The sequence below is a fragment of the Microbacterium sp. ABRD28 genome, from assembly GCF_003850245.1.
Taxonomy (GTDB): domain Bacteria; phylum Actinomycetota; class Actinomycetes; order Actinomycetales; family Microbacteriaceae; genus Microbacterium.
In genome coordinates, this window is the sequence record NZ_CP031015.1 from 2,157,010 (window position 1) to 2,178,179 (window position 21,170).

General features: G+C 69.4%; 21 protein-coding genes and 1 tRNA gene. 6 read left to right on the top strand and 16 right to left on the bottom strand.

Going from position 1 to position 21,170, the window contains the following annotated elements; genetic code table 11:
• Positions 1 to 87: 87 nt before the first annotated feature.
• Positions 88 to 2,679, bottom strand: coding sequence for a leucine--tRNA ligase (gene leuS / locus DT073_RS10405; RefSeq protein ID WP_124293326.1), 2,592 nt, complete (start codon positions 2,677 to 2,679; stop codon positions 88 to 90).
• A gap of 100 nt (positions 2,680 to 2,779) precedes the next feature.
• Positions 2,780 to 4,093 carry an aminodeoxychorismate synthase component I gene (pabB, locus tag DT073_RS10410; RefSeq protein WP_124293327.1) on the bottom strand — a complete coding sequence of 438 codons (1,314 nt, stop codon included), beginning with the start codon at positions 4,091 to 4,093 and terminating at the stop codon, positions 2,780 to 2,782.
• A gap of 42 nt (positions 4,094 to 4,135) precedes the next feature.
• Between pabB and DT073_RS10415 the strand changes: the two genes are divergently transcribed.
• The 4 genes from DT073_RS10415 to DT073_RS10430 are packed head-to-tail and all read left to right on the top strand — an operon-like array spanning position 4,136 to position 7,599.
• Positions 4,136 to 4,819, top strand: a complete 684-nt coding sequence (locus DT073_RS10415) for a DedA family protein (RefSeq protein WP_124293328.1) — start codon at positions 4,136 to 4,138, stop codon at positions 4,817 to 4,819.
• 4 nt (positions 4,820 to 4,823) lie between these two features.
• The gene (locus tag DT073_RS10420) at positions 4,824 to 5,858 is read left to right on the top strand and encodes an App1 family protein phosphatidate phosphatase (RefSeq protein WP_124293329.1); all 1,035 of its coding nucleotides are present in this window, start codon (positions 4,824 to 4,826) and stop codon (positions 5,856 to 5,858) included.
• Between the two features lie 45 nt (positions 5,859 to 5,903).
• Complete coding sequence (locus DT073_RS10425; protein WP_124293330.1) at positions 5,904 to 6,641, top strand: SOS response-associated peptidase; 738 nt, start codon at positions 5,904 to 5,906, stop codon at positions 6,639 to 6,641.
• A complete protein-coding gene (locus DT073_RS10430; RefSeq protein WP_240638576.1) occupies positions 6,631 to 7,599 on the top strand; it encodes a 3-methyladenine DNA glycosylase in 969 nt (322 codons plus the stop codon). Before DT073_RS10425 ends, DT073_RS10430 begins: the two co-directional genes overlap by 11 nt.
• On the opposite strand, the gene DT073_RS10435 is transcribed toward DT073_RS10430, so the two are convergent.
• On the bottom strand, positions 7,482 to 8,711 hold the full coding sequence (locus tag DT073_RS10435; protein ID WP_240638577.1) for a glycoside hydrolase family 3 N-terminal domain-containing protein: 1,230 nt from the start codon (positions 8,709 to 8,711) through the stop codon (positions 7,482 to 7,484). The genes DT073_RS10430 and DT073_RS10435 overlap by 118 nt on opposite strands.
• A gap of 37 nt (positions 8,712 to 8,748) precedes the next feature.
• Complete coding sequence (locus tag DT073_RS10440) at positions 8,749 to 9,948, bottom strand: PQQ-dependent sugar dehydrogenase (protein WP_124293331.1); 1,200 nt, start codon at positions 9,946 to 9,948, stop codon at positions 8,749 to 8,751.
• Positions 9,949 to 10,259: 311 nt separating this feature from the next.
• Between DT073_RS10440 and DT073_RS10445 the strand changes: the two genes are divergently transcribed.
• Positions 10,260 to 10,472 (top strand): hypothetical protein, encoded by a 213-nt coding sequence (locus tag DT073_RS10445; protein ID WP_124293332.1) that lies wholly within the window; start codon positions 10,260 to 10,262, stop codon positions 10,470 to 10,472.
• Here the strand turns inward: DT073_RS10445 and DT073_RS10450 are convergent.
• The 11 genes from DT073_RS10450 to rplU all read right to left on the bottom strand — a co-directional run bounded on the left by DT073_RS10450 (position 10,448) and on the right by rplU (position 18,202).
• Positions 10,448 to 11,473: an epimerase gene (locus DT073_RS10450; RefSeq protein WP_124293333.1), complete on the bottom strand. Its 1,026-nt coding sequence runs from the start codon at positions 11,471 to 11,473 to the stop codon at positions 10,448 to 10,450. The two genes, DT073_RS10445 and DT073_RS10450, sit on opposite strands and share 25 nt — an antisense overlap.
• A gap of 50 nt (positions 11,474 to 11,523) precedes the next feature.
• Positions 11,524 to 11,596, bottom strand: a tRNA-Ala gene (locus tag DT073_RS10455).
• Positions 11,597 to 11,638: 42 nt separating this feature from the next.
• Complete coding sequence (gene rsfS / locus DT073_RS10460) at positions 11,639 to 12,043, bottom strand: ribosome silencing factor (RefSeq protein ID WP_124293334.1); 405 nt, start codon at positions 12,041 to 12,043, stop codon at positions 11,639 to 11,641.
• The gene (locus DT073_RS10465; RefSeq protein ID WP_124293335.1) at positions 12,040 to 12,984 is read right to left on the bottom strand and encodes a hypothetical protein; all 945 of its coding nucleotides are present in this window, start codon (positions 12,982 to 12,984) and stop codon (positions 12,040 to 12,042) included. Before DT073_RS10465 ends, rsfS begins: the two co-directional genes overlap by 4 nt.
• The gene (gene nadD, locus DT073_RS10470) at positions 12,981 to 13,577 is read right to left on the bottom strand and encodes a nicotinate-nucleotide adenylyltransferase (protein WP_124293336.1); all 597 of its coding nucleotides are present in this window, start codon (positions 13,575 to 13,577) and stop codon (positions 12,981 to 12,983) included. The genes DT073_RS10465 and nadD overlap by 4 nt, the downstream gene beginning before the upstream one ends.
• A 9-nt stretch (positions 13,578 to 13,586) precedes the next feature.
• A complete protein-coding gene (locus DT073_RS10475; RefSeq protein ID WP_124293337.1) occupies positions 13,587 to 13,814 on the bottom strand; it encodes a hypothetical protein in 228 nt (75 codons plus the stop codon).
• 48 nt (positions 13,815 to 13,862) lie between these two features.
• Positions 13,863 to 15,164 carry a glutamate-5-semialdehyde dehydrogenase gene (locus tag DT073_RS10480; RefSeq protein WP_124293338.1) on the bottom strand — a complete coding sequence of 434 codons (1,302 nt, stop codon included), beginning with the start codon at positions 15,162 to 15,164 and terminating at the stop codon, positions 13,863 to 13,865.
• A 35-nt stretch (positions 15,165 to 15,199) separates the two neighbouring features.
• On the bottom strand, positions 15,200 to 16,015 hold the full coding sequence (gene proB, locus DT073_RS10485; protein ID WP_205783120.1) for a glutamate 5-kinase: 816 nt from the start codon (positions 16,013 to 16,015) through the stop codon (positions 15,200 to 15,202).
• 5 nt (positions 16,016 to 16,020) lie between these two features.
• Positions 16,021 to 17,526, bottom strand: coding sequence for a GTPase ObgE (gene obgE / locus DT073_RS10490; RefSeq protein ID WP_124293340.1), 1,506 nt, complete (start codon positions 17,524 to 17,526; stop codon positions 16,021 to 16,023).
• A 94-nt stretch (positions 17,527 to 17,620) separates the two neighbouring features.
• A complete protein-coding gene (gene rpmA / locus DT073_RS10495) occupies positions 17,621 to 17,875 on the bottom strand; it encodes a 50S ribosomal protein L27 (protein ID WP_124293341.1) in 255 nt (84 codons plus the stop codon).
• 18 nt (positions 17,876 to 17,893) lie between these two features.
• Entirely contained in the window at positions 17,894 to 18,202 is a 309-nt protein-coding gene (gene rplU, locus DT073_RS10500; protein ID WP_164478179.1) for a 50S ribosomal protein L21, read from the bottom strand.
• Positions 18,203 to 18,359: 157 nt separating this feature from the next.
• Here rplU and DT073_RS10505 point away from each other — a divergent pair, with 157 nt between their 5' ends.
• Positions 18,360 to 18,641, top strand: a complete 282-nt coding sequence (locus DT073_RS10505; protein WP_124293342.1) for a DUF4031 domain-containing protein — start codon at positions 18,360 to 18,362, stop codon at positions 18,639 to 18,641.
• Here the strand turns inward: DT073_RS10505 and DT073_RS10510 are convergent.
• Complete coding sequence (locus DT073_RS10510) at positions 18,635 to 21,031, bottom strand: Rne/Rng family ribonuclease (protein WP_124293343.1); 2,397 nt, start codon at positions 21,029 to 21,031, stop codon at positions 18,635 to 18,637. The genes DT073_RS10505 and DT073_RS10510 overlap by 7 nt on opposite strands.
• Positions 21,032 to 21,170: the final 139 nt, after the last annotated feature.

Genomic DNA, 21,170 nt, shown 5'->3' on the forward strand with positions numbered 1-21,170 from the left:
GGGCGTGGTCGGCGAGAACGGCGGCGGCCACGATCCGTGGAGGGATCGTGGCCGCGTGCCGGTGTGCAGGAGAGGTGGCTGGGCGCCTCAGTGCGTGCTGAAGCTGACGACCTTCGGAGGACGCACGACAGCGCGGGTGATCTCCCGGCCGGCCAGCGCGCGCTGGACCTTCTCGTTCGCGCGCGCCTGGGCCTCCAGGGCGGCGGAATCGATTCGCGCCGAGACCTCCAGCGTCGCCCGAACCTTCCCATCGATCTGCACGACAGCCGTCACCGTCTCGTCGACGAGAAGCGTCGGGTCGGGATGCCGCCACGGCACGAGCCCCACGAACGGGGCGTACCCGAGCATCTCCCACATCTCCTCGGCGGTGTGGGGAGCGAACAGATCGAGGATCATGGCCGTCGCCTCCGCCGCCTCGCGGACGGCGGGGTCGGCCGGCCCGGCTCCGGAGTCGATCACCTTGCGCGTGGCGTTGACGAGTTCCATCAGACGCGCCACGGCCACGTTGAACTTGGTGTGCTCGATCAGGCCCGGAGCGTCGGCGAGGAGGCGGTGCGTGACGCGACGCAGCGCAACGTCGCCCTCCGCCCAGACCACGTCGGGCTCACTGGTGACGTCCTTCGCCACCCGCCAGGCGCGGGCGAGGAACTTCTGGGCACCCGTCGTGGAGACGTCCTCCCAATTGATGTCATCCTCGGCCGGGCCGCTGAAGGCGATGGCGACCCGCACGGCGTCGGCGCCGGGATCGCGCATGCTCGCGGCGAACTCCACGAGGTTGCCCTTGCTCTTGGACATCTTCGACCCGCCGAGCAGCACCATGCCCTGGTTCACGAGGCTCGTGAAGGGCTCGGTGAACTCGACCAGACCCATGTCGAACAGCACCTTGGTGATGAACCGTGCGTACAGGAGATGGAGGATCGCGTGCTCCACACCGCCGATGTAGGCGTCCACGGGTGCCCAACGATCGGCCTGCTGCGGTGCGAAGGCCTGCGTGGCGTCGTTCGGCGACAGGAACCGTAGGAAGTACCACGAGCTGTCCACGAAGGTGTCCATCGTGTCGGGGTCGCGGCGCGCAGGACGGCCGGTTTCGGGATCGGTGGTGTGGATCCACTGCTCGGCACCGCCCAGCGGAGACGTGCCACGCGGCGCAAGGTCGAGCCCCTGCGCGTCGGGAAGTCGCAGCGGCAGCTCCGATTCGGGCACCGGCACGATGCGTCCGTCGTCGGTGTGGATCATGGGGATGGGCGTCCCCCAGAAACGCTGGCGCGAGATCAGCCAGTCCCGCAGCCGGTAGGACTTCGCCGCTCGTCCCGTTCCTGCGGCCTCGAGTTCCTCGATGATGCGTGCGATGGCGGTGCGCTTCGACAGACCATCCAGGCTCCCGGAATGGATCATCCGCCCCTCACCGGTGAGCGCGATACCCGTCTGTGCGGGGTCGATGTCGGCCAGGCTCGGCCCCGTGTCCTCCGGCATGATCGGCTCGCCGTCGTCATCGAGCTCGATGACGGGGATCGCCCCCGTGATGGGGGCGGTGGTGTCGACGACGACCTTGATCGGCAGGTCGAAGGCACGGGCGAAGTCGAGGTCGCGCTGGTCATGGGCGGGAACGGCCATCACCGCACCGTGTCCGTAGTCGGCCAGCACGTAATCGGCTGCCCAGATCGGCAGTCGCTCGCCGTTGATGGGGTTGACCGCATACCGCTCCAGGAAGACACCCGTCTTCGGACGCTCGGTGTTCTGACGATCGATCTCGCTCTCGCGAGCGACGGTGTCGACATAGTCCTGGAAGCGCATGCGCACCTCCGCGGATGCGCCCGCGGCGAGCTCGGCGGCGAGGTCGCTGTCGGGTGCCACGACCATGAAGGTCGCCCCGTGCAGCGTGTCAGGACGCGTCGAGAAGACGGTGACCTTCTCGGTGCGACCCTCGATCTCGAAGTCGATGTCGGCGCCGACGGACCGGCCGATCCAGTTCCGCTGCATGCGGATGACCTTCTGCGGCCAGAACCCCTCGAGCTGATTCAGATCATCGAGGAGTCGATCGGCGTAGGCGGTGATCTTGAAGTACCACTGCGTCAGCTTCTTCTTGATGACCTCTGCGCCGCAGCGCTCGCAGTGTCCGTCGACGACCTGCTCGTTGGCGAGGACGGTCTGATCGTTGGGGCACCAATTGACCGGGCTCTCCTTGCGGTAGGCCAGGTCGCGCTCGTACAGCCGCTGGAACAGCCACTGGTTCCAGTGGTAGTACTCGGGATCGCTGGTGTGCAGGATGCGACTCCAGTCGTAGGACGAGCCGTACTCGCGGAAGCTCTTCTTGTGCTGCGCGATGTTGGCGTAGGTCCACTCCCGGGGGTCGGCGCCCCGCTGGATGGCGGCGTTCTCAGCCGGAAGGCCGAAGGAGTCCCATCCGATCGGGTTCAGCACGTTGTATCCGCGGTGCCTCCAGAAGCGCGCGACGATGTCGACGTAGGCGTAGCTCTCGGCGTGTCCCATGTGCAGGTCGCCCGAGGGGTAGGGGAACATGCCGAGTACGTACTTGCGGGGCCGGGTGTCGCCCTCGTCGCCGGCGCGGAACGGATCTGCCGACTCCCATCGCTGCTGCCACTTCTGCTGGATGGCGTAGGGGTCGTATCCGCTGCCGTCGGTGGGCGCGGTGGTGTCGCTGGGGGAAGTCTGACTCACGGAGAGATGCCAATCGTGGTGCTCGAACGGGACATCGAGCGCGCGGAGCGCGAGATTCCCAGGGTAGCCGAGCCGCAGGGTCAGGCGGGGACGGGTGTCGTCACCAGCCCTCGGGCAGGGCGGCGCCGAGCGCTGAGAGCGGGCCGCGGGCTTTCAGCGCAACCTCGGCGACCTCCGCCGATGGCACCGACCTCCACGTGATGCCACCGCCGGCGCCGACGTACGCACCGCTGGGGTGCGCCACGATCGATCGGATGATCATCGCCAGGTCCAGTCCGCCGTCCTCGCCGATCCACCCGAGGCATCCGGAGAACACCCCGCGCGGCGCACCCTCCAGCCGATGCAGGATCGTCATCGCCGACAGCTTCGGCGCTCCCGTCATGCTTCCGGCCGGGAACGTCGCCGCGAGGAGGTCGGAGACCCGGATGCCGGGGCGAAGCGTCCCCGACACGGTGCTGACCAGCTGGTGGACCTGTCGATAGGAATGGACGGCGAACAACTCGTCGACGGCGATGGATCCCGGCTCGCACACCCGCGAGAGATCGTTGCGCATCAGATCGACGATCATGAGGTTCTCTGCGCGCTCCTTCTCGTCGCCGATGAGCTCGCCAGCCAGGATGGCGTCCTCCGCCGGATCGGGCGACCGACGCCGCGTGCCCTTGATGGGGCTCGTCCGCACCCGTGCCCCCTCGACGTCGAGGAAGCGTTCCGGGCTGGCGCTGAGGAGGGCGACGTCCCCCGAGCGGATGAGTGCACCGAACGGGGCCGGCGAGCCGGCGCGCAGCCGCAGATAGACCTCGAGCGGATCGACAGGCGGGCCGGCGACGGTGAATCGAGTGGTGAGACAGAGCTGGTAGGCGTCGCCTTCGCGGATGTGCGCGCGGCATCTCTCGATGAGCGCGGCGTACTCATCCGCCCCGTGGCGTGCCACGGCCGTCGCAGGCGTGGCGACGTCTCGCGGTCGGGCTTCCCCCGCGGGAAGGAGGGCGTCGGGCACGACACGGCGTTCGGCGATGTCTTCGTGGTGCACGAAGAACACCCGCTGCCGCGAGTGATCGAAGGCGTACCACTGCGACGCGCGGAGCCACAGCGATGACGGCGCGTCGGCGGCATCCGGGTGCACCGGCGCTCCCGCAGCGGCGGCGCCCACCTCGTAGCCGAACCACCCGACCCAGCCGCCCCGGAACCGGCCGGCCGGCCACCGCTGCGCAGACGTCGTGGCCGCGCCGATCGGCGCTGCGGTGACGACCTCGGAAGCGGCGGGGGTGCCGATCCCCACCCAGCTCCAACCGCCGGACTCGGTGGCCTCGCCATCGAGCCAGAAGCAGTGATCGTGGCGCCCTGCCCACCGGGCGAATGCCTGGCTCGGGTCGATCCACGCCTCGAGCTCGACGGCCACGGGGTGCACCGACATGTTCTCAGGCTAGAGGACACGCCGGACCCGTAGGCTCAAGGGGTGAACGAGATCCTCTCCGGGATCCTCGACGCCGTCCAGAGTGTGGACCCCGTCGTGCGGACGGTGCTGGCGGGGATCGCCATCATGCTCGAGACGAGCGTCCTCGTGGGTCTGGTCGTTCCGGGCGACACGATCGTCATCGTCGCAGCCACCGCTGTCTCGTCCCCCTGGGAGGGGGTGATCCTCGCGATCGTCGTCGTCCTCGGCGCCCTCGCCGGCGAGACGGTCGGGTTCTACCTCGGGCGCTTCCTCGGTCCCTGGATCCGGCGCTCCCGGCTGGGTCGGTGGATCGGTGAAGACAAGTGGGCGCGATCCGAGCGCTACCTGCAGCGACGCGGCGGGCCGGCGATCTTCCTCTCCCGCTTCCTCCCCGTCCTGCATTCCCTCGTCCCGCTGACAGTGGGGATGAGCGGGTTCGCCTACCGACGATTCCTCGCCTGGACGGCGCCAGCCTGCATCCTGTGGGCCGCCCTCTACGTCAGCGTGGCGTCAGCGGCGGCGGGCACCTATCGCGAGCTGGCCGATCGACTCCACTTCGCGGGGTACCTGTTCGTCGGGGCCATCGTCGTCTTCCTTCTGCTCGTCTTCGCCGCGAAGAAGATCATCGAACGTCTCGAGCGCCGCCACTTCGACCCCGATCCGGTGGCGGAGTCGACGGGTGAGGTCGACACCGTGAAAGACTGAGGTGATGTCTGAGACCACTCCGTCGCCCGGCGCGAAGGTGTTGTGGCTCGCTCGCCTGGAGTACCGCTTCCACGCGTGGCGGGAACGACGCGCCCGTCGCCGTGGTCAGCGACCCACCGTGGCGCCGTTCCCCGGCTACGGGGGTGTCGACTGGGTGCGTGTGCTCGGCCGCGTGCTGATCGTCCCTCCCGCTCGCACGACCGAATCCGGCGAGTACGCCGGGGTTCGGGGCTGGCGCAGCTTCGCCTCCGTTCCCGTGGGCTACGCGCAGGTGCGGGTGACGATCTCCGGCACCGAGCACGAGGTCGTCGCCGATCGTGGCGGCGTGATCGACACCGTCCTCCCCGCGGCTCTCGAACCCGGATGGCAGACGGTGACGATGTCTGTCGAGGGCGGGGAGCCGATCGAGACGCGCCTGTTCATCGTCGCCCCCGAGGTGCGTTTCGGCGTGATCTCCGATGTCGACGACACCGTCATGGTGACCGCGCTCCCCCGGCCGCTGCTGGCGGCGTGGAACTCCTTCGTGGTGGATGAGCACGCCCGTCAGCCTGTCCCCGGAATGGCGGTGCTCGCCGAGCGACTGGTGCGCGACAACCCCGGCTCCCCCTTCGTGTACCTGTCCACCGGCGCGTGGAACATCGCCCCGACCCTCATGCGCTTCCTCCGCCGGCATGTCTACCCCACGGGCGCGATCCTCCTGACCGACTGGGGCCCCACGCACGACCGCTGGTTCCGAAGCGGCAAGGATCACAAGCTCGAGAACCTCCGGCGCCTGGGCCGCGAGTTCCCCGACGTCAAGTGGCTCCTCATCGGCGACGACGGTCAGCACGACGATGAGATCTACACCACCTTCACCAGCGAGAACCCCGACAACGTGATCGCCGTCGCCATCCGACGCCTCTCCCCTGCCGAGGCGGTCCTGGCCGGTGGGCGCACCGCGGTGAACGACCACTCCGCGGCGGCTGTGCCCTGGGTCACCGGCCGAGACGGCGCGGAGCTGCTGGACAGGCTGCAGGCGGTCGGCGTGGTCGTCTCCTGACGGCGGCACACCGCGGGGGTCGGAGGCCGGTCGTAGGCTGATCGCATGTGCGGACGCTTCGTGGTGGCAAACGTCGGCTCCGAGCTCGTCGGCGTGCTGCGTGTGGACGTCGAGAGCGACGATCTGCCTGCGCCGTCGTACAACATCGCGCCGACCTCGACCGTGGCGATCGTCCTCGACTCCCCGAAGACCGAGCCCCCCACCCGTCGTCTCGAACCGGCGCGCTGGGGTCTCGTGCCGGGGTGGGCGAAGGACGTCAAGGTCGGCGCTCGCGCGTTCAACGCCCGTTCCGAGGAGCTCGAGGACAAGCCGATGTTCCGCCAGGCGCTCGCCAAGCGCCGAGCCGTCGTCCCGGCGACCGGCTACTACGAGTGGAAGCAGGTGGACGGCGCCAAGATCCCCCACTACATCCATCCCGCCGGCGGCGAGCCGCTCTTCTTCGGCGGGCTCTATGAGTGGTGGAAGGATCCGTCGAAGCAGGACGATGACCCGGCGCGCTGGTTGCTGAGCTTCACGATCCTGACGAGGGATTCGATCGGCAGACTCGGATCGATCCACGACCGAATGCCCCTCTTCATGGATCCCGACCACGCCGACGCGTGGCTGGACCCGACGACCGAGAACGTCCGCGACGTGTTGGACGCAGCGATCGATGCGGCTCCCGCGGTCGCCGAGACGCTCGATGACCACGTCGTCGACCGGGCGGTGGGCAACGTCCGGAACAATGGTCCTCATCTCATCGAACCCGCCGACGGCGCGGCACCGACCGACGATGCGTCTTGAACGCGCGGAGTGGACAGCGCGCGAGCGCATCCACCGGGAGAGGGCAGACAGCCTGACGGCCGATCACCGGGCGCGCGCGCGGCGTGGTGAGAAGCATCCCGTCGAAGACTTCCTGTTCACCTACTACTCGTACAAGCCGGCGCTGCTGTCGCGGTGGCACCCCGGTGCGGGTGTCGACCTCGTCGATGCCGCCGGCGAGGCGCGTGCGGGCTGGCGCTGGTACGAACCGGGAGCGCACGCGGCGACCCTGCGGGTGGACGACGTCGGGTTCCGACGGTCGCGGGCCGGGCTGCTTCGCGGGATCGAGGGCCTCCTGCGCGCCACGCAGGGGCGTGCGCCGGTGTTCGGCTGCTTCGGCCTGCACGAGTGGGCCATGCTCTACCGCTCGTCTGAGCGGCGCCATGCGCTTCCGCTGCGTCTGGGATCGCGGGGAACGGACGAGGTGGTCGAGTCGCACGAGCTGCGCTGCACCCACTTCGATGCCTTCCGCTTCTTCACGCCGGACGCGGTCCCTCGAAATCGCGATCGGCTCGAACGGGCGAGTCAGAGCGAGTTCGAGCAACCCGGATGCCTCCATGGCGGCATGGATCTGTACAAATGGGCGATGAAGGCCGGCCCCCTGGTGCCGGGCGAGCTGCTCCTGGACTGCTTCGCGCTCGCCCGCGACACCAGAGCCCTCGACATGGCCGCCTCGCCCTACGACCTGCGTGACTGGGGATACGAGGCGGTCGAGGTAGAGACGCCGTCAGGCAAGGCGGCGTATGTCGGCCGGCAGCGCGACCTCAGCGACAGAGCGCAACAGCTGAGGTCGCGGCTGCGAGACGCCCTGCGGGCGGGAGATCACGAGACCGGCTCGCACGACGGACATGGAGACATGCCCCTGCCCTCCGCGGCGAGCAGCAGTCGCGCTTCGGCCACGCGTGTCGCCGCCTCGCTGAGACGCGCCTCGGAGAGCTGACCGGACGCGACGGCGGCCACGATGCCGTTCACGACGGCGGGAGCGGTGTCCGCCGTGGAGGAGACCACCGTGAGCACCATGTCGTTGCCCGCGGCCAGGGCCGTGACGGCATTCGTGACGGGGTCGAGGTAGGCGGGCTCCCCCGCCGCCTGCAGCATGCCGAGATCATCCGTGATCGCGATGCCGTCGAAGCCCAGTTCCTCCCGGGCGATCCGGTGCCACTCCGCCGACAGCGACGCCGGCAGCGGGTCGACGGCGGTATAGGACAGGTGACCGAACATGAGGAACTGCGCGCCGGCGTCGATCCCCGCAGCGAACGGGCGAGCGTCAGAGGCGGCCCATTCCGTTTTGGACATATCCGTGCGCGGAATCGTCGCGTGCGAATCGCCGGGCGCTGCTCCGTGCCCGGGGAAATGCTTGATGGTCGACAGGGCGGCCCCCGCCTCCCCGGCGACCGCCGCTCCCACGCGCTCCGCCGCACCACCGGGATCCGTCCCGAGCGCCCGGCGGAAGATGAACTCGCCCGGTGCCGGCGAGACGTCAGCGACGATGCCGAAGTTCACGCCGATCCCCACCCGCTGCAGAAGGGCAGCGCGGGCGGCGAAGGCCGCCGCGGTGTCGGCGGCGGGGGCGTTCTTCAGCGTCAGTGCTGCGGGCAGACTGTCCCACGGCAGCCGCGACACATCCCCGCCCTCCTGATCCACGGCGATCAACGCCGGAAAAGCGGGGTCCGCCGTCAACGCGGCGGTCACCTGCGCGAGCGACGCCTCGTCTGCGGGGATGTTCGCCCCCATGAGGATGAACCCGCCGATGCCGGTCTGCTCCATATATGTCCCGAGTTCACCCGGGTCGGTTCCCGGCACGTGACCCATGACGACGCTCGCCGCCTTCTCAGGGAGGGTCATCGCCTCGACCCGATCCGTGGCGAGACGAGCGAGGGTGTCAGAGGGTGCCGGCTCGATCGACACGCCGGCGGCGCCCACGGACCCGGCGGTTGAATCGTCCTCGGTGTCATCGGCGCCGGCCGGCCCGCCCGCAGCGACGGTGAGTCCCACAGCCAGCGCGAGTGCGGGCAGCGCACGTTCCCCCCGCACTCTGCGCCGACCTGTCACGCGGTCCAGCCTACGGCGCGGTGCCGCGGCGCGGCGGTCAGCCCGCCGGCCCCAACGGCACCCGCAGCAGCACATCGTCCCCTTCCCGGGGATCACCTCGCCCGTCGGTGTTGTTCGTCAGCACCCACAGGCTCCCGTCTCCGGTCGCGACCGCGTCGCGCAGGCGTCCGTATCCGTCGAGCACCACGATCGGCTCTCCCTCGGCACCCGCTCCCGACACATCGATCGCCCAGAGACGTTCGCCGCGGAGTCCGGTCATGAAGACGGTCTCGCCGACCGCCGCGATCCCACTCGGACTCGCCTCCGCCGTCGCCCACACCGCAACCGGATCGATGAACCTCTCATCCCCGGCCCGCCCCTCGACCTCCGGCCACCCGTAGTTGCCGCCCGCCTCGATGCGATTGAGCTCGTCCCAGGTGTTCTGGCCGAATTCGCTCGCCCACATCGCACCGTCGCCCGACCAGGTGATCCCCTGCACGTTCCGGTGCCCGAGGGAGTACACCGCCGTGCCGAACGGGTTGCCTCCCGCCGGGTCCCCGTCGGCCGTCAGCCGGAGGATCTTGCCGCCCAGCTGCGCCGGATCCTGGGCGGCGCGGACGTTCTGTGCGTCACCGGTGGTGACGTACAGCAGCCCGTCGGGGCCGAAGGCGATGCGCCCGCCGTTGTGCGTGTTCGCTCTCGGAATACCCGCGAAGACCGTCTCCACCGAGCCGAGCCGCCAGCCGTCCGCGGTGAAGGTCAGCGGTGCCCGGACGACCCGGTTGTCATCCGCGGCGCCGTGATAGGCGTACAGCCAGTGTCGCTCGCCGTCGACGAGCACGGCCAGGCCGTGCAAGCCCGACTCGCCGCCGGACACCACGCCCTCGATCCGTCCGAGCTCACCCACGCGGCCGTCGGGGCTGACGACTCGGATGACGCCGCTGTCGCGCTCGGACACCGCCAACGCACCGTCGGGCAGCGCGGCCACGGCCCACGGCGCGGTCAGCCCGCTCGCGACCGTGACGACCCCCTCCGCGACCCGCCAGTGGCCGGTGAAGGCGGGCGGTGACGGAGAGGGATCCGTGCGCGGCGCGACAGGTTCCACGGTGCCCGGATCGCTCGTGGGGGCATTCGCCGGGCTCTGCGCGCACCCCGCGAGGCCCAGCACCAGAGTCAGAACGCCGACGACGCACACCCCTGACCAACGACGGGACGTGCGCCCCGCCCTCAGCGGAGGGCACCGGTCGATCGACGTCATCCGGCAGTCTCCGTCCTAGCCGCCGCCGATGCCGCCGGACCCTCCGTCGCGGCGCTGGTCGATCGGAGATGCGTTGATGACGCCCGGGTCAGCCCCTCCCGGCCGTGCACGACGGGTTTCGTAGGTCTCCGGCTCCGGCCGGAACGTGCGCACCAGTCGCTGCCAGAGAGATCGCTTCGCTGCCGTCATCATCACTCCGTCCGTCGCGACCCGGGAACTCCACCCACCTCGGAGTCTAAGCGGCTCCTGCGCGTCGTGGCCGGACCGCAGCAGAAGGTCACGGTACCGTCGAAGGGGCGAGAGGGGGCCGAATGGGCGAGCGGAGACAGCGCACGAAGCCGATGGTGCGGGTGCCACGGCATGGGTACGCGTTCGTGACGATCACGGCGCGCGATGCCAACGGATTCGTCCACCACTTCGACGAGATCGAGACACCGTTGGCCTCGCTCCGCGAGGCGGTCGCGGTCATGCAACTGCAATCGACGGCGACCGAGGCTGCTCACGACGCCGTGCGCGGCGCCTGATCGTTCAGCGCTCTCGCGGCGACGACCGCATCCACGGCGTCGACGAGGTCGGGATGGGAGAACTCGTATCCCGCGCCGGTGAGAACACCTGGCAACACCCACCGGCTCTTCAGGATCAGCTCCGGCTCGGTCCGCAACAGCCACATGGCGGGCTCCAGCATCCATCTCCACGATGCAAGCCCCAGCGGCATGCCGACGGCGCGACGGAGGGTGCGCATGAGTTCGGCGTTGTCGCTCGGGTGCGGACTGGACAGATTCACCGGACCCTCGAGGTCGTCGCGATCGATGAGGAATCGGATGGCACCGATGACGTCGTCGAGGTGGATCCAGCTGAACTTCTGTCGACCTCGCGTGCGGTACACCGGCGGCCCGACGTCAGGACCGGACGGGTCGGCGCCGATCCCGCGATACCGTCTGTGCGGGAACCAGGGCCCGTCGTGCTGGGGACCGCCGAGGCCGACGCGAGCGAGGGTGAGCAGCAGTCCCGTCGCGGGTCCGTCGCCGAGCACGATGGCCATCCGAAGCGCGATACGGCGGGTCGTGGGGAGATCGCCCGCGAAGAACTCCCGTTCCCAGTCCCGGGCGACGTCCACGGAGAACCCTTCGCCGAACCGGCCGTCCTCCTCGGTGTGGGGCCGATCCATCGCGTGGGCGTAGATCGTCGCGGTCGACGAGTTGAGCCAGACCCGCGGCGGGCGTGAGGCCGCCGCGATCGCGTCCCGCAGCGCCGCGGTCGTGTGTACACGGGACCGGAGGATCTCGTCGCGATTGGCATCGGTGTACCGGCAGTTGACGCTCTTCCCTGCCATGTTCACGACGACGTCGGCCCCGTCCACCGCGGCGGCGATGCGGGCCGGGTCGTGCCAGGAGACCGCTTCGCGTCGGCCGATGCGGACCACGTCGTAGCCGTCTGCCGCGAGAGCCTCGGACACGGCAGCACCGAGGAAGCCGCTCGCGCCGGCGACGACTGCCCGGGGCATCCGATCTCCCCTCGCGGTCATGATGACACCGTCCTACGACGAAGCCCCCGATCTCTCGGGGGCTTGTTCGGTGGACCTGAGGGGACTCGAACCCCTGACCCCCTGCATGCCATGCAGGTGCGCTACCAGCTGCGCCACAGGCCCGGATGTCGCCTCACGAGGCAACCCCACAAGATTACTACATCGTCAGGCGTGCCTCGAACCACTCGCGGCGTCCGTCTCCCCGGCGTGTGCGGGGAGCTCGATCGGGACGACCGGGCAGTCCTTCCACAGCCGCTCGAGCCCGTAGAAGACCCGCTCCTCTTCGTGGAAGACGTGGACCACGAGGTCTCCGAAGTCCAGCAGCACCCAGCGCGCCTCCTGGCGCCCTTCGCGGCGGAGCCGCTTGTGCCCCGCCTCGAGCAGCTTCTGCTCGACCTCGTCGGCGATGGCGGCGACATTGCGCTCGCTGCGTCCCGTTGCGAGGAGGAAGACGTCGACGAGAGGCAACGGCTCCGAGACGTCGAGGGCGACGAGATCTTCGGCCCCCTTCGCATCCGCGGCGGCGGCGGCGATCTGCAGCATCTCTCGAGACGATTCCGTAGCCGTCATGCGAAAACCCCGCTGACGAAGGCGAGGATGAGCACCGCCGCCAGCGCAAGCGCGAGGGCACCGGCGGTGATGGCCAGGGCGATCATCAGGCGACTGCCCTTCTCGGGTGCCGGCGGCTGGATGATCTCGCCCGGAAGCTTCACCGTGCTGATCGCGGCGCTGGCGGCGATCGGAGTCGGGGACGAATGCGCGGGGAGCTCGCCGTCCACGAGCACGGCGTCGACGTCTTTTCCGTCGGCGGCACCCGGCGCATGTCCGGTGGAGCCGAGCCCGTCGGGCAGATTCAGCATGCCCGTGATGATGACCTCGCCGGTGGCGTTCACCGGTGCCATGATCTGCGGAGACGGCGTCTGCGAGACGATCAGGGCGTGCGGCGTGCTCGACGTCGACGCCGGTGCCCGGGTGAGGAGCTGATCGAACGACGGCGGGAGATCGACCTGCACCGCCTCGGCTTCGAGGAGTTCGGCACCGAGCTTCGGGCTGACCGTGGCGCGCTCGGCGGCGGCGTCGCCGTCGCCGGAGTCCCGGGCGGAACGGTCGTCATGCGCCGCCGGCTCGGACACGTCGTCCTCGACCGTCGCACTCGCCTCGGACGTCGCAGCCGGGCGCGGCGGCGCCTCGAGCAGGTCGGGCGTGATCACGGGTACCGACGCCGTACGGATCCGCTCCTGCTGCCGCGCCTGTCGGCGCGTGAGAGGTGAGACGCCGAGATCGACGGCGGAGTCGGCGACGGGCCGGGCGCCGATCACGGCGGGTTCCGCGGCTCGCGCCAGGGGCGCGGCGGCGACGTCGGCCCTCTCAGGCGCAGTGTCGGTGGGCGCCGCGGTGTCTTGACGTGCCGCCTCGATCGCTTCCCGGCTGACGACCGGAGTCGCACCGGTGTTGCGGATCTCACGCAGTTGCTTGCGGGTCAGCGGGGGGTTCGCTGGGTTATCCGTCATTCCTTGCTCCGGTAGAGGTGATGCTTGGCAATGTATTGCACAACGCCGTCCGGCACGAGGTACCACACCGGGTGGCCTCGGCGAACGCGTTCTCGGCAATCGGTCGACGAGATGGCGAGCGCGGGGATCTGCAGCTGACTCACATCTTCGGTCGGCAAGCCCGCGGTGTCGAGGACGTGACCGGGACGAGAGACGGCGACGAAGTGGGCGAGATCCCACAGTTCATCATGGTCCCTCCAACTGAGAATTTGCGCTATGGCGTCGGCTCCGGTGATGAAGAACAGCTCGGCATCGGGCCGCTGGTGCTTGAGATCGCGGAGAGTATCGATCGTGTAGGTCGGACCGGAGCGGTTGATATCCACCCGACTCACGGTGAACCGGGGATTGGAGGCGGTGGCGATCACCGTCATCAGGTAGCGATGCTCGCTGTCGCTGACGCGGGTCTTCTGCCAGGGGTTCCCCGTGGGCACGAAGACGACCTCATCGAGATCGAACGACTGCGCCACTTCGCTGGCCGCGACGAGGTGGCCGTGGTGGATGGGATCGAACGTCCCACCCATCACCCCGATCCTCGGGGGACGCGCCGGGCTCATGCGCTCGGCCTAGTGGCCGTGCCCCGCCTTCACGATGTCGTTCGCGTGGGCCTGCGAGTAGGCCTCCGCCTTGTGCGCGTGCCGGTTGGCCACGTTGCGGTACGAGGCGGTGACGAGGGCGAGGGCGGCGAAGACGACGATGGCGACGATGCCGTACCACACGGTCTCCAGCGCCACGTTCCCGTGGGACTCGGCCTCTTCGGCGGCGAGGCTGACAAGCGTCGCGAAGGTCGTCATTCGGGCTCCGTTCGTTTTCCCGGGTGCAGGCGTTCCCAGTCTAGGCGGTCAGCCGCGCACCTGCCCGGCACCCCGCGCGATCCACTTCGCGCTGGTGAGCTCGGCCAGACCCATCGGACCGCGGGCATGGAGCTTCTGCGTGGAGATGCCGACCTCCGCCCCGAAGCCGAACTCGCCGCCGTCGGTGAAGCGCGTCGAGGCATTGACCATCACCACCGCGGAGTCGACCTCCGCGATGAATCGTTCGGCGCTTGCGTCATCCATCGTGATGATCGATTCGGTGTGCTGCGTGGAGTAGCGGCGGATGTGATCCAGCGCGTCGTCCAGATCGTCGACGACCCGCATCGCGACATCCAGGCTGAGGTATTCCGCCGCCCAGTCCTCGTCGGTCGCAGGAACACCCCGGCCCGCCAACTCCAGGACGGTCTCGTCCCCGTGGACGGTGACGCCCCGGGCGACGAGGGCATCGACCACGGCGGGCACCAGCCGTTCCGCGGCCGCGCGGTGGATCAGCACCGTCTCGACGGCGTTGCAGACACTGGGTCGCTGCACTTTGGCGTTGACGACGATGTCGCGCGCCCACTCGAGGGGGGCCGTCTCGTCCAGCACGATGTGGACGACCCCGGCGCCGGTCTCGATCACCGGGACGGTGGACTCGGTCACGACCGTGTGGATGAGATCTGCGTTCCCCCGCGGCACGAGGACGTCGATCATCCCCCGCGCCGTCATGAGCGCCCGAGCGCCGTCGCGTCCGAAGGGGTCGACCGTCTGGATCGCCTCGGGATCGATGCCGACGGCTGCGAGAGCACGCCGCATCGCCGAGACGATCGCGGCATTGCTCGACAGCGCCGCACTCCCTCCGCGGAGGACCACGGAGTTGCCGGAACGCAACGCCAAGGCGGTGATGTCGACGGTGACGTTCGGCCGGGCCTCGTAGATGGCTCCCACCACGCCGAAGGGCACAGACACCTTGGTCAATGCCACCCCATTGGCAAGCGTCCGTCGGTCGAGGATGCGCCCGACGGGGTCGGGAAGGACGCTGATCTCCCGCACTGCGTCGGCAAGGGCCGCCACACGCGCCTGATCCAGCGAGAGTCGGTCCTGCAGCGCCTCGGAAAGACCGGCCTCGCGTCCGCGCTGGAGATCCTCCGCATTCGCCGCGATGATCTCGTCGGCAGCGCGGGCGATCTCGTCGGCGATCGCCCGGAGGGCCTCCCGCTTCTGGGTATCGGTGAGCAGACCGATCGAACGGGCGGCATCCTTGGCCTTCCGCATCCGGGATGCGGCGCTGTCGTCGGAGACGGCGTCGTCGGCTGTGTCGGAAGCCGGTGAGGCGGAGAGCGTCGACATACCTCCAGGGTATCGAGCCGGCGCGTGCGCGTCGGTCACGCGGTGGTGCGGATGGCGCCCGTCGGCACAGGGGTCTGGACGGGACGGGGCACGAAGAAGGTGCCGACCTGCGCGCCGGCGAGGGCGGGCTCTACGAGATCGGCGCTGGTGACGAGCGTGGCGATTCCCGACGCCGCAGCGAGCTTGGCCGCAGAGGCCTTGGTCGCCGCTCCCCCGGTTCCGACGCTGTTCACCACGACGGAGCCGAACTCGTATCCCGACAGGTCATCACCCGGCGCGACATCGACGATGGGGCGCGCTCCTGGCTGGTCGGGCGGCCGGGTGTAGAGGGCGGCGATGTCGCTGAGCAGGATGAGCGCATCCGCGCCCACAAGCTGTGCGACCATCGCCGCGAGCCGGTCGTTGTCACCGAAGCGGATCTCGTGCGTGGCGACGGTGTCGTTCTCGTTCACGATCGGCAGGATCCGCAGCCCCAGCAGTCGTTCCATCGCGCGTCGGGCATTGGAGCGGTGGGTGACGTTCTCGAGGTCGCCGGCCGTGAGGAGCACCTGGCCGGCCACGATCCGGAAGGGCCGGAGAGCCTCCTGATACCGGTAGATGAGCACGTTCTGTCCGACGGCGGCAGCGGCCTGCTGCGTGGCGAGATCGCTCGGTCGCTCATCGAGGGCCAGAAACGGCATGCCAGTGGCGATCGCGCCGGAGGACACCAGCACCACCTCGATGCCGGTGGCATGCGCGCGCGCGAGCGCTTCCACCAGCGGCTGGATCTTCGCCGCGTTGTCTCCGCTGATCGAGGAGGAACCGACCTTCACCACGACACGCCGGGCACCGGGGATGCCGGCGCGGTCCATCAGCGTCACTCGGACTCCTCGGGAGCCTGCCGTTCTGCCCGGCGTTCGGCCTCGAGGTCTGCGCGCGCCTGCGCTTTCGCGTCCATCCGCTCGTGGTAGCGATCGCGGCGCTGCGACGTGGTGCGACGCGTGCTCTGGTCGAATCGCGGATCGGTGCCGCGCGGGGCCGCGATGAGCTCCGCCGCAGAGCTGAGCGACGGCTGCCAGTCGAACACCACGCTCTCTCCCTCACCGATGACCACCGTGGCGCCGGCTGTCGCGCCGACGCGGTACAGCTCGTCCTCGACCCCGAGCCGGTCGAGGCGATCCGCGAGGAAGCCGACGGCCTCCTCGTTCTGGAAGTCCGTCTGCTGCACCCATCGCACCGGCTTCTCACCGAGGATGCGGTAGACCGGTCCGTACGATCCGCCTTCGACCCGTACCGTGAAGTCGGCCTCCGCCCCCTTCGGACGGATGACGACGCGCTCGACCGGAGGCTGCGACGCCTGCGCCACGCGGTGCGCGGAGATGAGGTCGCCCAGGGCGAACGTCAGCGGGCGGAGTCCTTCGCGCGACACCGTGGAGATCTCGAAGACGCGGAATCCGCGCGCTTCGAGCTCGGGGCGCACGAGGTCGGCGAGATCCTTCGCCTCGGGCACATCGATCTTGTTCAGGGCGACGAGCTGTGGTCGTTCCAGGAGCGGAACCTGGTCGTCGGGCACCGGATAGGCCGCGAGCTCGGCGAGGATGACGTCGAGGTCGGTCAGCGGATCGCGCCCCGGATCCAGGGTGGCGCAGTCGAGGACGTGCACGAGAGCCGTGCACCGCTCGACGTGGCGGAGGAATTCCAGGCCCAGTCCCCGACCCTCACTGGCGCCCTCGATGAGACCGGGAACGTCGGCGACGGTGTAGCGGACGTCACCGGCCTGGACCACGCCCAGGTTCGGATGCAACGTGGTGAACGGGTACTCGGCGATCTTCGGACGGGCGGCCGAGATCGCCGCGATGAGGCTGGACTTGCCGGCTGAGGGGAAGCCGACCAGCGCGACGTCGGCGACGGTCTTCAGTTCGAGGACGACGTCGCCCTCCCACCCGGGTGTGCCGAGCAGGGCGAAGCCGGGCGCCTTTCGCTTCGGGGATGCGAGGGCGGCGTTGCCGAGTCCGCCGCGGCCGCCGGGGGCGACGACGAATCGCATGCCCGGCTCGATCATGTCGACGAGGGTCTCGCCGGACGGATCCTTGACCACCGTGCCGACCGGCACGGTGAGCTCGAGGGACTCGCCGGCAGCGCCGGAGCGGTGATCGCCCATCCCGAACCCGCCGTTGCCGGCACTGCGGTGAGGAGAGTGGTGGTACGACAGCAGAGTCGTGACCTGGGGGTCGGCCACCAGGACGATGTCGCCACCGTGACCACCGTTGCCGCCATCCGGTCCGGCGAGCGGCTTGAACTTCTCACGTCGCACGGAGACGCAGCCGTTGCCGCCCTTCCCGGCCCGCAGGTGCAGCGTCACCTGGTCGACGAAGGTGACCATCATGCTCCCTGCGGTCAGGCGACGAATCGCCGGTGGAGTGGGAAAGGGGGCGAGCATCCGCCCGCCCCCTCCCGGAGAACTGTTCGAGGGGCCGTTACTCGGCCGCGACGATGTTGACGACCTTACGGCCGCCCTTGGTGCCGAACTCGACAGCACCAGCCGACAGCGCGAAGAGCGTGTCGTCGCCACCGCGGCCGACATTGGCGCCGGGGTGGAAGTGGGTGCCGCGCTGGCGGACGATGATCTCGCCGGCCAGGACCTGCTGGCCGCCGAATCGCTTCACGCCCAGGCGCTGTGCGTTGGAGTCACGACCGTTCCGGGTGGAGCTTGCGCCCTTTTTGTGTGCCATCTCTACGTCTCCCTGGGCTTACTTGATGCCGGTGATCTTGACGCGCGTGAGGTCCTGACGGTGTCCTTGGCGCTTCTTGTAACCGGTCTTGTTCTTGAACTTCTGGATCACGATCTTGGGGCCGCGCTCCTCGCCGAGGACCTCGGCGGTCACGGTGACCTTCGCGAGCTTGTCGGCATCGGTCGTCACGGCGTCGCCGTCGACGAGCAGAACCGCGGGGAGCTCGAGCTTGTCGCCCACCTTCGCCTGCTGACGGTCGAGGACGACGATGGTGCCGACCTCCACCTTCTCCTGCCGGCCGCCGGCGCGCACAACTGCGTAAACCACTTCACACCTGTTTTTCTTCTGGGAGCGCACGCGCTCGGGATGTCACACAAGACGTGGTGCGGATTTCTCGACGCACCAAAGGAATACTTTACCGGATGCCGGGACCACAGGCAAAAGCCCGTGCCCGCGTGTCCGGAGCGGGCCATAAGATCAGCGGATGGCGATCCTGATCGATGAGCCCCGCTGGCCCGCCCACGGGCGGCTGTGGTCGCACCTGATCAGCGACTGCGACCTGGATGAACTCCACGCCTTCGCCGCCGCGGCAGGCATCCCTCGCCGGGGATTCGATCTGGACCACTACGACGTCCCTGAGGAGTCGTACGACCGCCTGGTCGGCGCCGGCGCCCGCCCGGTCGACGGCCACGAACTCGTCCGGGCGCTGCTGGCGTCAGGGCTGCGCGTCACCGCGCGCGAGCGTCGGAACCGCATCTCTCACTGAGGCGGGTCGACCGGCGCGTGGCTGATCGGCGTCCCGGTCAGTGCGGCGGTGGTGACCCGTCGGCGCGCGCGACCCTGGCCGGGGGCCTTCGGTTCGGGGAGAGCATCCAGAACGGAGTCGAGCAACAGCTCCGCTTCGGACTTCGGTCCCTTCCCCGCATCCGGGCGCTTCTTGCGAGGCTTCTTGGGACGCTCCCGGTCGGCCGCGCGCTCGACGCCGTCCTCCACGATGGCCTCGGCGACCGCCTCGACCACCGCGGGCGGGATCTCCGGGCGCTCGTCCTCCGCATGCGGCTGGATCGTCGACGCGGCGATCTGGGCGAGCGCCGACTTGACGCCCTCGGTGATCACATGCGTGCCCTGCGAACCGCCGTTGGAGGACGATCCGTTGCGCGGTCGACGACCGCTCGAGCTCGTGCCTGCCGCGCGATGCTTGGAGACCGGATCGTGGTGGACGATGATCCCGCGACCCGCGCACACCTCGCACGCCTCGCTGAAGGTCTCCAGCAGGCCGAGGCCGAGCTTCTTCCGCGTCATCTGGACGAGCCCGAGCGACGTCACCTCCGCCACCTGATGCTTCGTGCGGTCGCGGCTGAGGCATTCGACCATGCGTCGGAGGACGAGGTCGCGGTTGGATTCCAGCACCATGTCGATGAAGTCGACCACGATGATGCCGCCGATGTCGCGCAGGCGGAGCTGGCGGACGATCTCCTCGGCCGCTTCGAGGTTGTTCTTCGTCACGGTCTCCTCGAGGTTGCCCCCGGAACCGACGAACTTCCCGGTGTTGACGTCGATGACGGTCATCGCCTCGGTGCGGTCGATCACGAGCGATCCGCCGGAGGGCAGCCAGACCTTGCGGTCGAGGGCCTTCTCGATCTGCTCGGTGATGCGGAACTCGTCGAACGGGTCGGCATCGCCCTCGAAACGGGTCACCCGTTCGAGCAGATCGGGCGCGACGCTCTGCAGGTACGACGTGATCGTCTGGAACGCGTCGTCGCCCTGGATCAGCATCTTCGAGAAGTCCTCGTTGAAGACGTCGCGGACGATCTTCACGAGCAGGTCGGGCTCTGCGTGCAGCAGCGCCGGAGCCGGCATCGATTCGACCTGCCGGCTGATGTGCTCCCACTGGGTGGTGAGGCGCTGGACGTCATGCGTCAACTGGTCCTCGGTGGCGCCTTCGGCCGCGGTGCGGACGATCACACCCGACGACTCGGGGAGCACCTCCTTGAGGATGCGCTTGAGCCGGGCGCGCTCGGTGTCGGGGAGCTTCCTGGAGATCCCGTTCATCGCGCCACCGGGGACGTAGACCAGGTAGCGGCCGGGGAGGGAGATCTGGCTGGTGAGACGAGCACCCTTGTGCCCGACCGGATCCTTCGTGACCTGCACGAGCACCTTGTCGCCGGACTTCAGCGCCAGCTCGATCCGGCGCGGCTGGTTGCCGGTCTCGACCGCATCCCAGTCGACCTCGCCCGAGTAGAGCACGGCGTTACGACCGCGACCGATGTCGACGAAGGCCGCCTCCATGCTGGGCAGGACGTTCTGCACGCGGCCGAGGTACACGTTGCCGATGAGGGAGGCGTCCTGGTGGCGGGCCACATAGTGCTCGACGAGGACGTTGTCTTCGAGGACGGCGATCTGGATGCGCCCCGCCTTGGACCGGACGATCATGACCCGATCCACGGCCTCGCGACGCGCGAGGAACTCCGCCTCCGTCACGACGGCACGGCGTCGCCCGGCCTCGCGGCCGTCGCGGCGACGCTGCTTCTTCGCCTCCAGCCGGGTCGACCCCTTGATGCGCTGGGGCTCGGTCACGAGCTCGACGGCACGCTGGCGCGGCTGCTCGTCGCGGTCTCGACCCTGGTCGCCGTCGTCGTCGCGACCGTCGGATCCACCACGGCGGCGACGGCGCTTCGACGTCGTCGGCGCCGGCGTGCTCTGCTCGGAGCGAGGAGGGCGGGAGGGAAGTGCGGGAAGGGGTGGGAGATCCGGGGCGTAGAAATGCAGCGTGGTCGACACCGACGAAACGAACACCTCCGGCAGCAGTCCGAGACTCACGGCGGTGGGCGGCCCCTGGGGTGTCTCCTCGCCCTGAGGGTCGGAGGACGACGACTCGACGGTCTCCTCGGCTGCGGGGGCATCTTCGCCGTCGCCGGGCTCCGCGGCCTGCGTATCGACCGACTCGGGATCCGCGGACTCCGTCGGTGACGGCTCGACCGGTGCGTCGCCCTCGGGCGCCCTCTCGGCGGAGTCGGCCTCGGGCGCCGGTGCGCCGTCCTCGTAGACCGCGATCGACTCGATCAGGGCCGCGGTCTCGTCCTCGGCCGCATCCGGCGTCGGAGAGGACGGGCCCTCTGCGGAAGGTTCGACATGCTGTTCGTTCTCATCGGCCATCACTGGCTTACTCCTTGCGGGGCGACACCGCGCGTCGTCCGGCGAAATCTCGGGCGGCGCCGCACCTGCGGTGCCGCGAACTCACTGCGGTCTGCAGCCGGCCCGAGGCTCGGGCTGCGCGGGCGGTCATCGCCCGAAG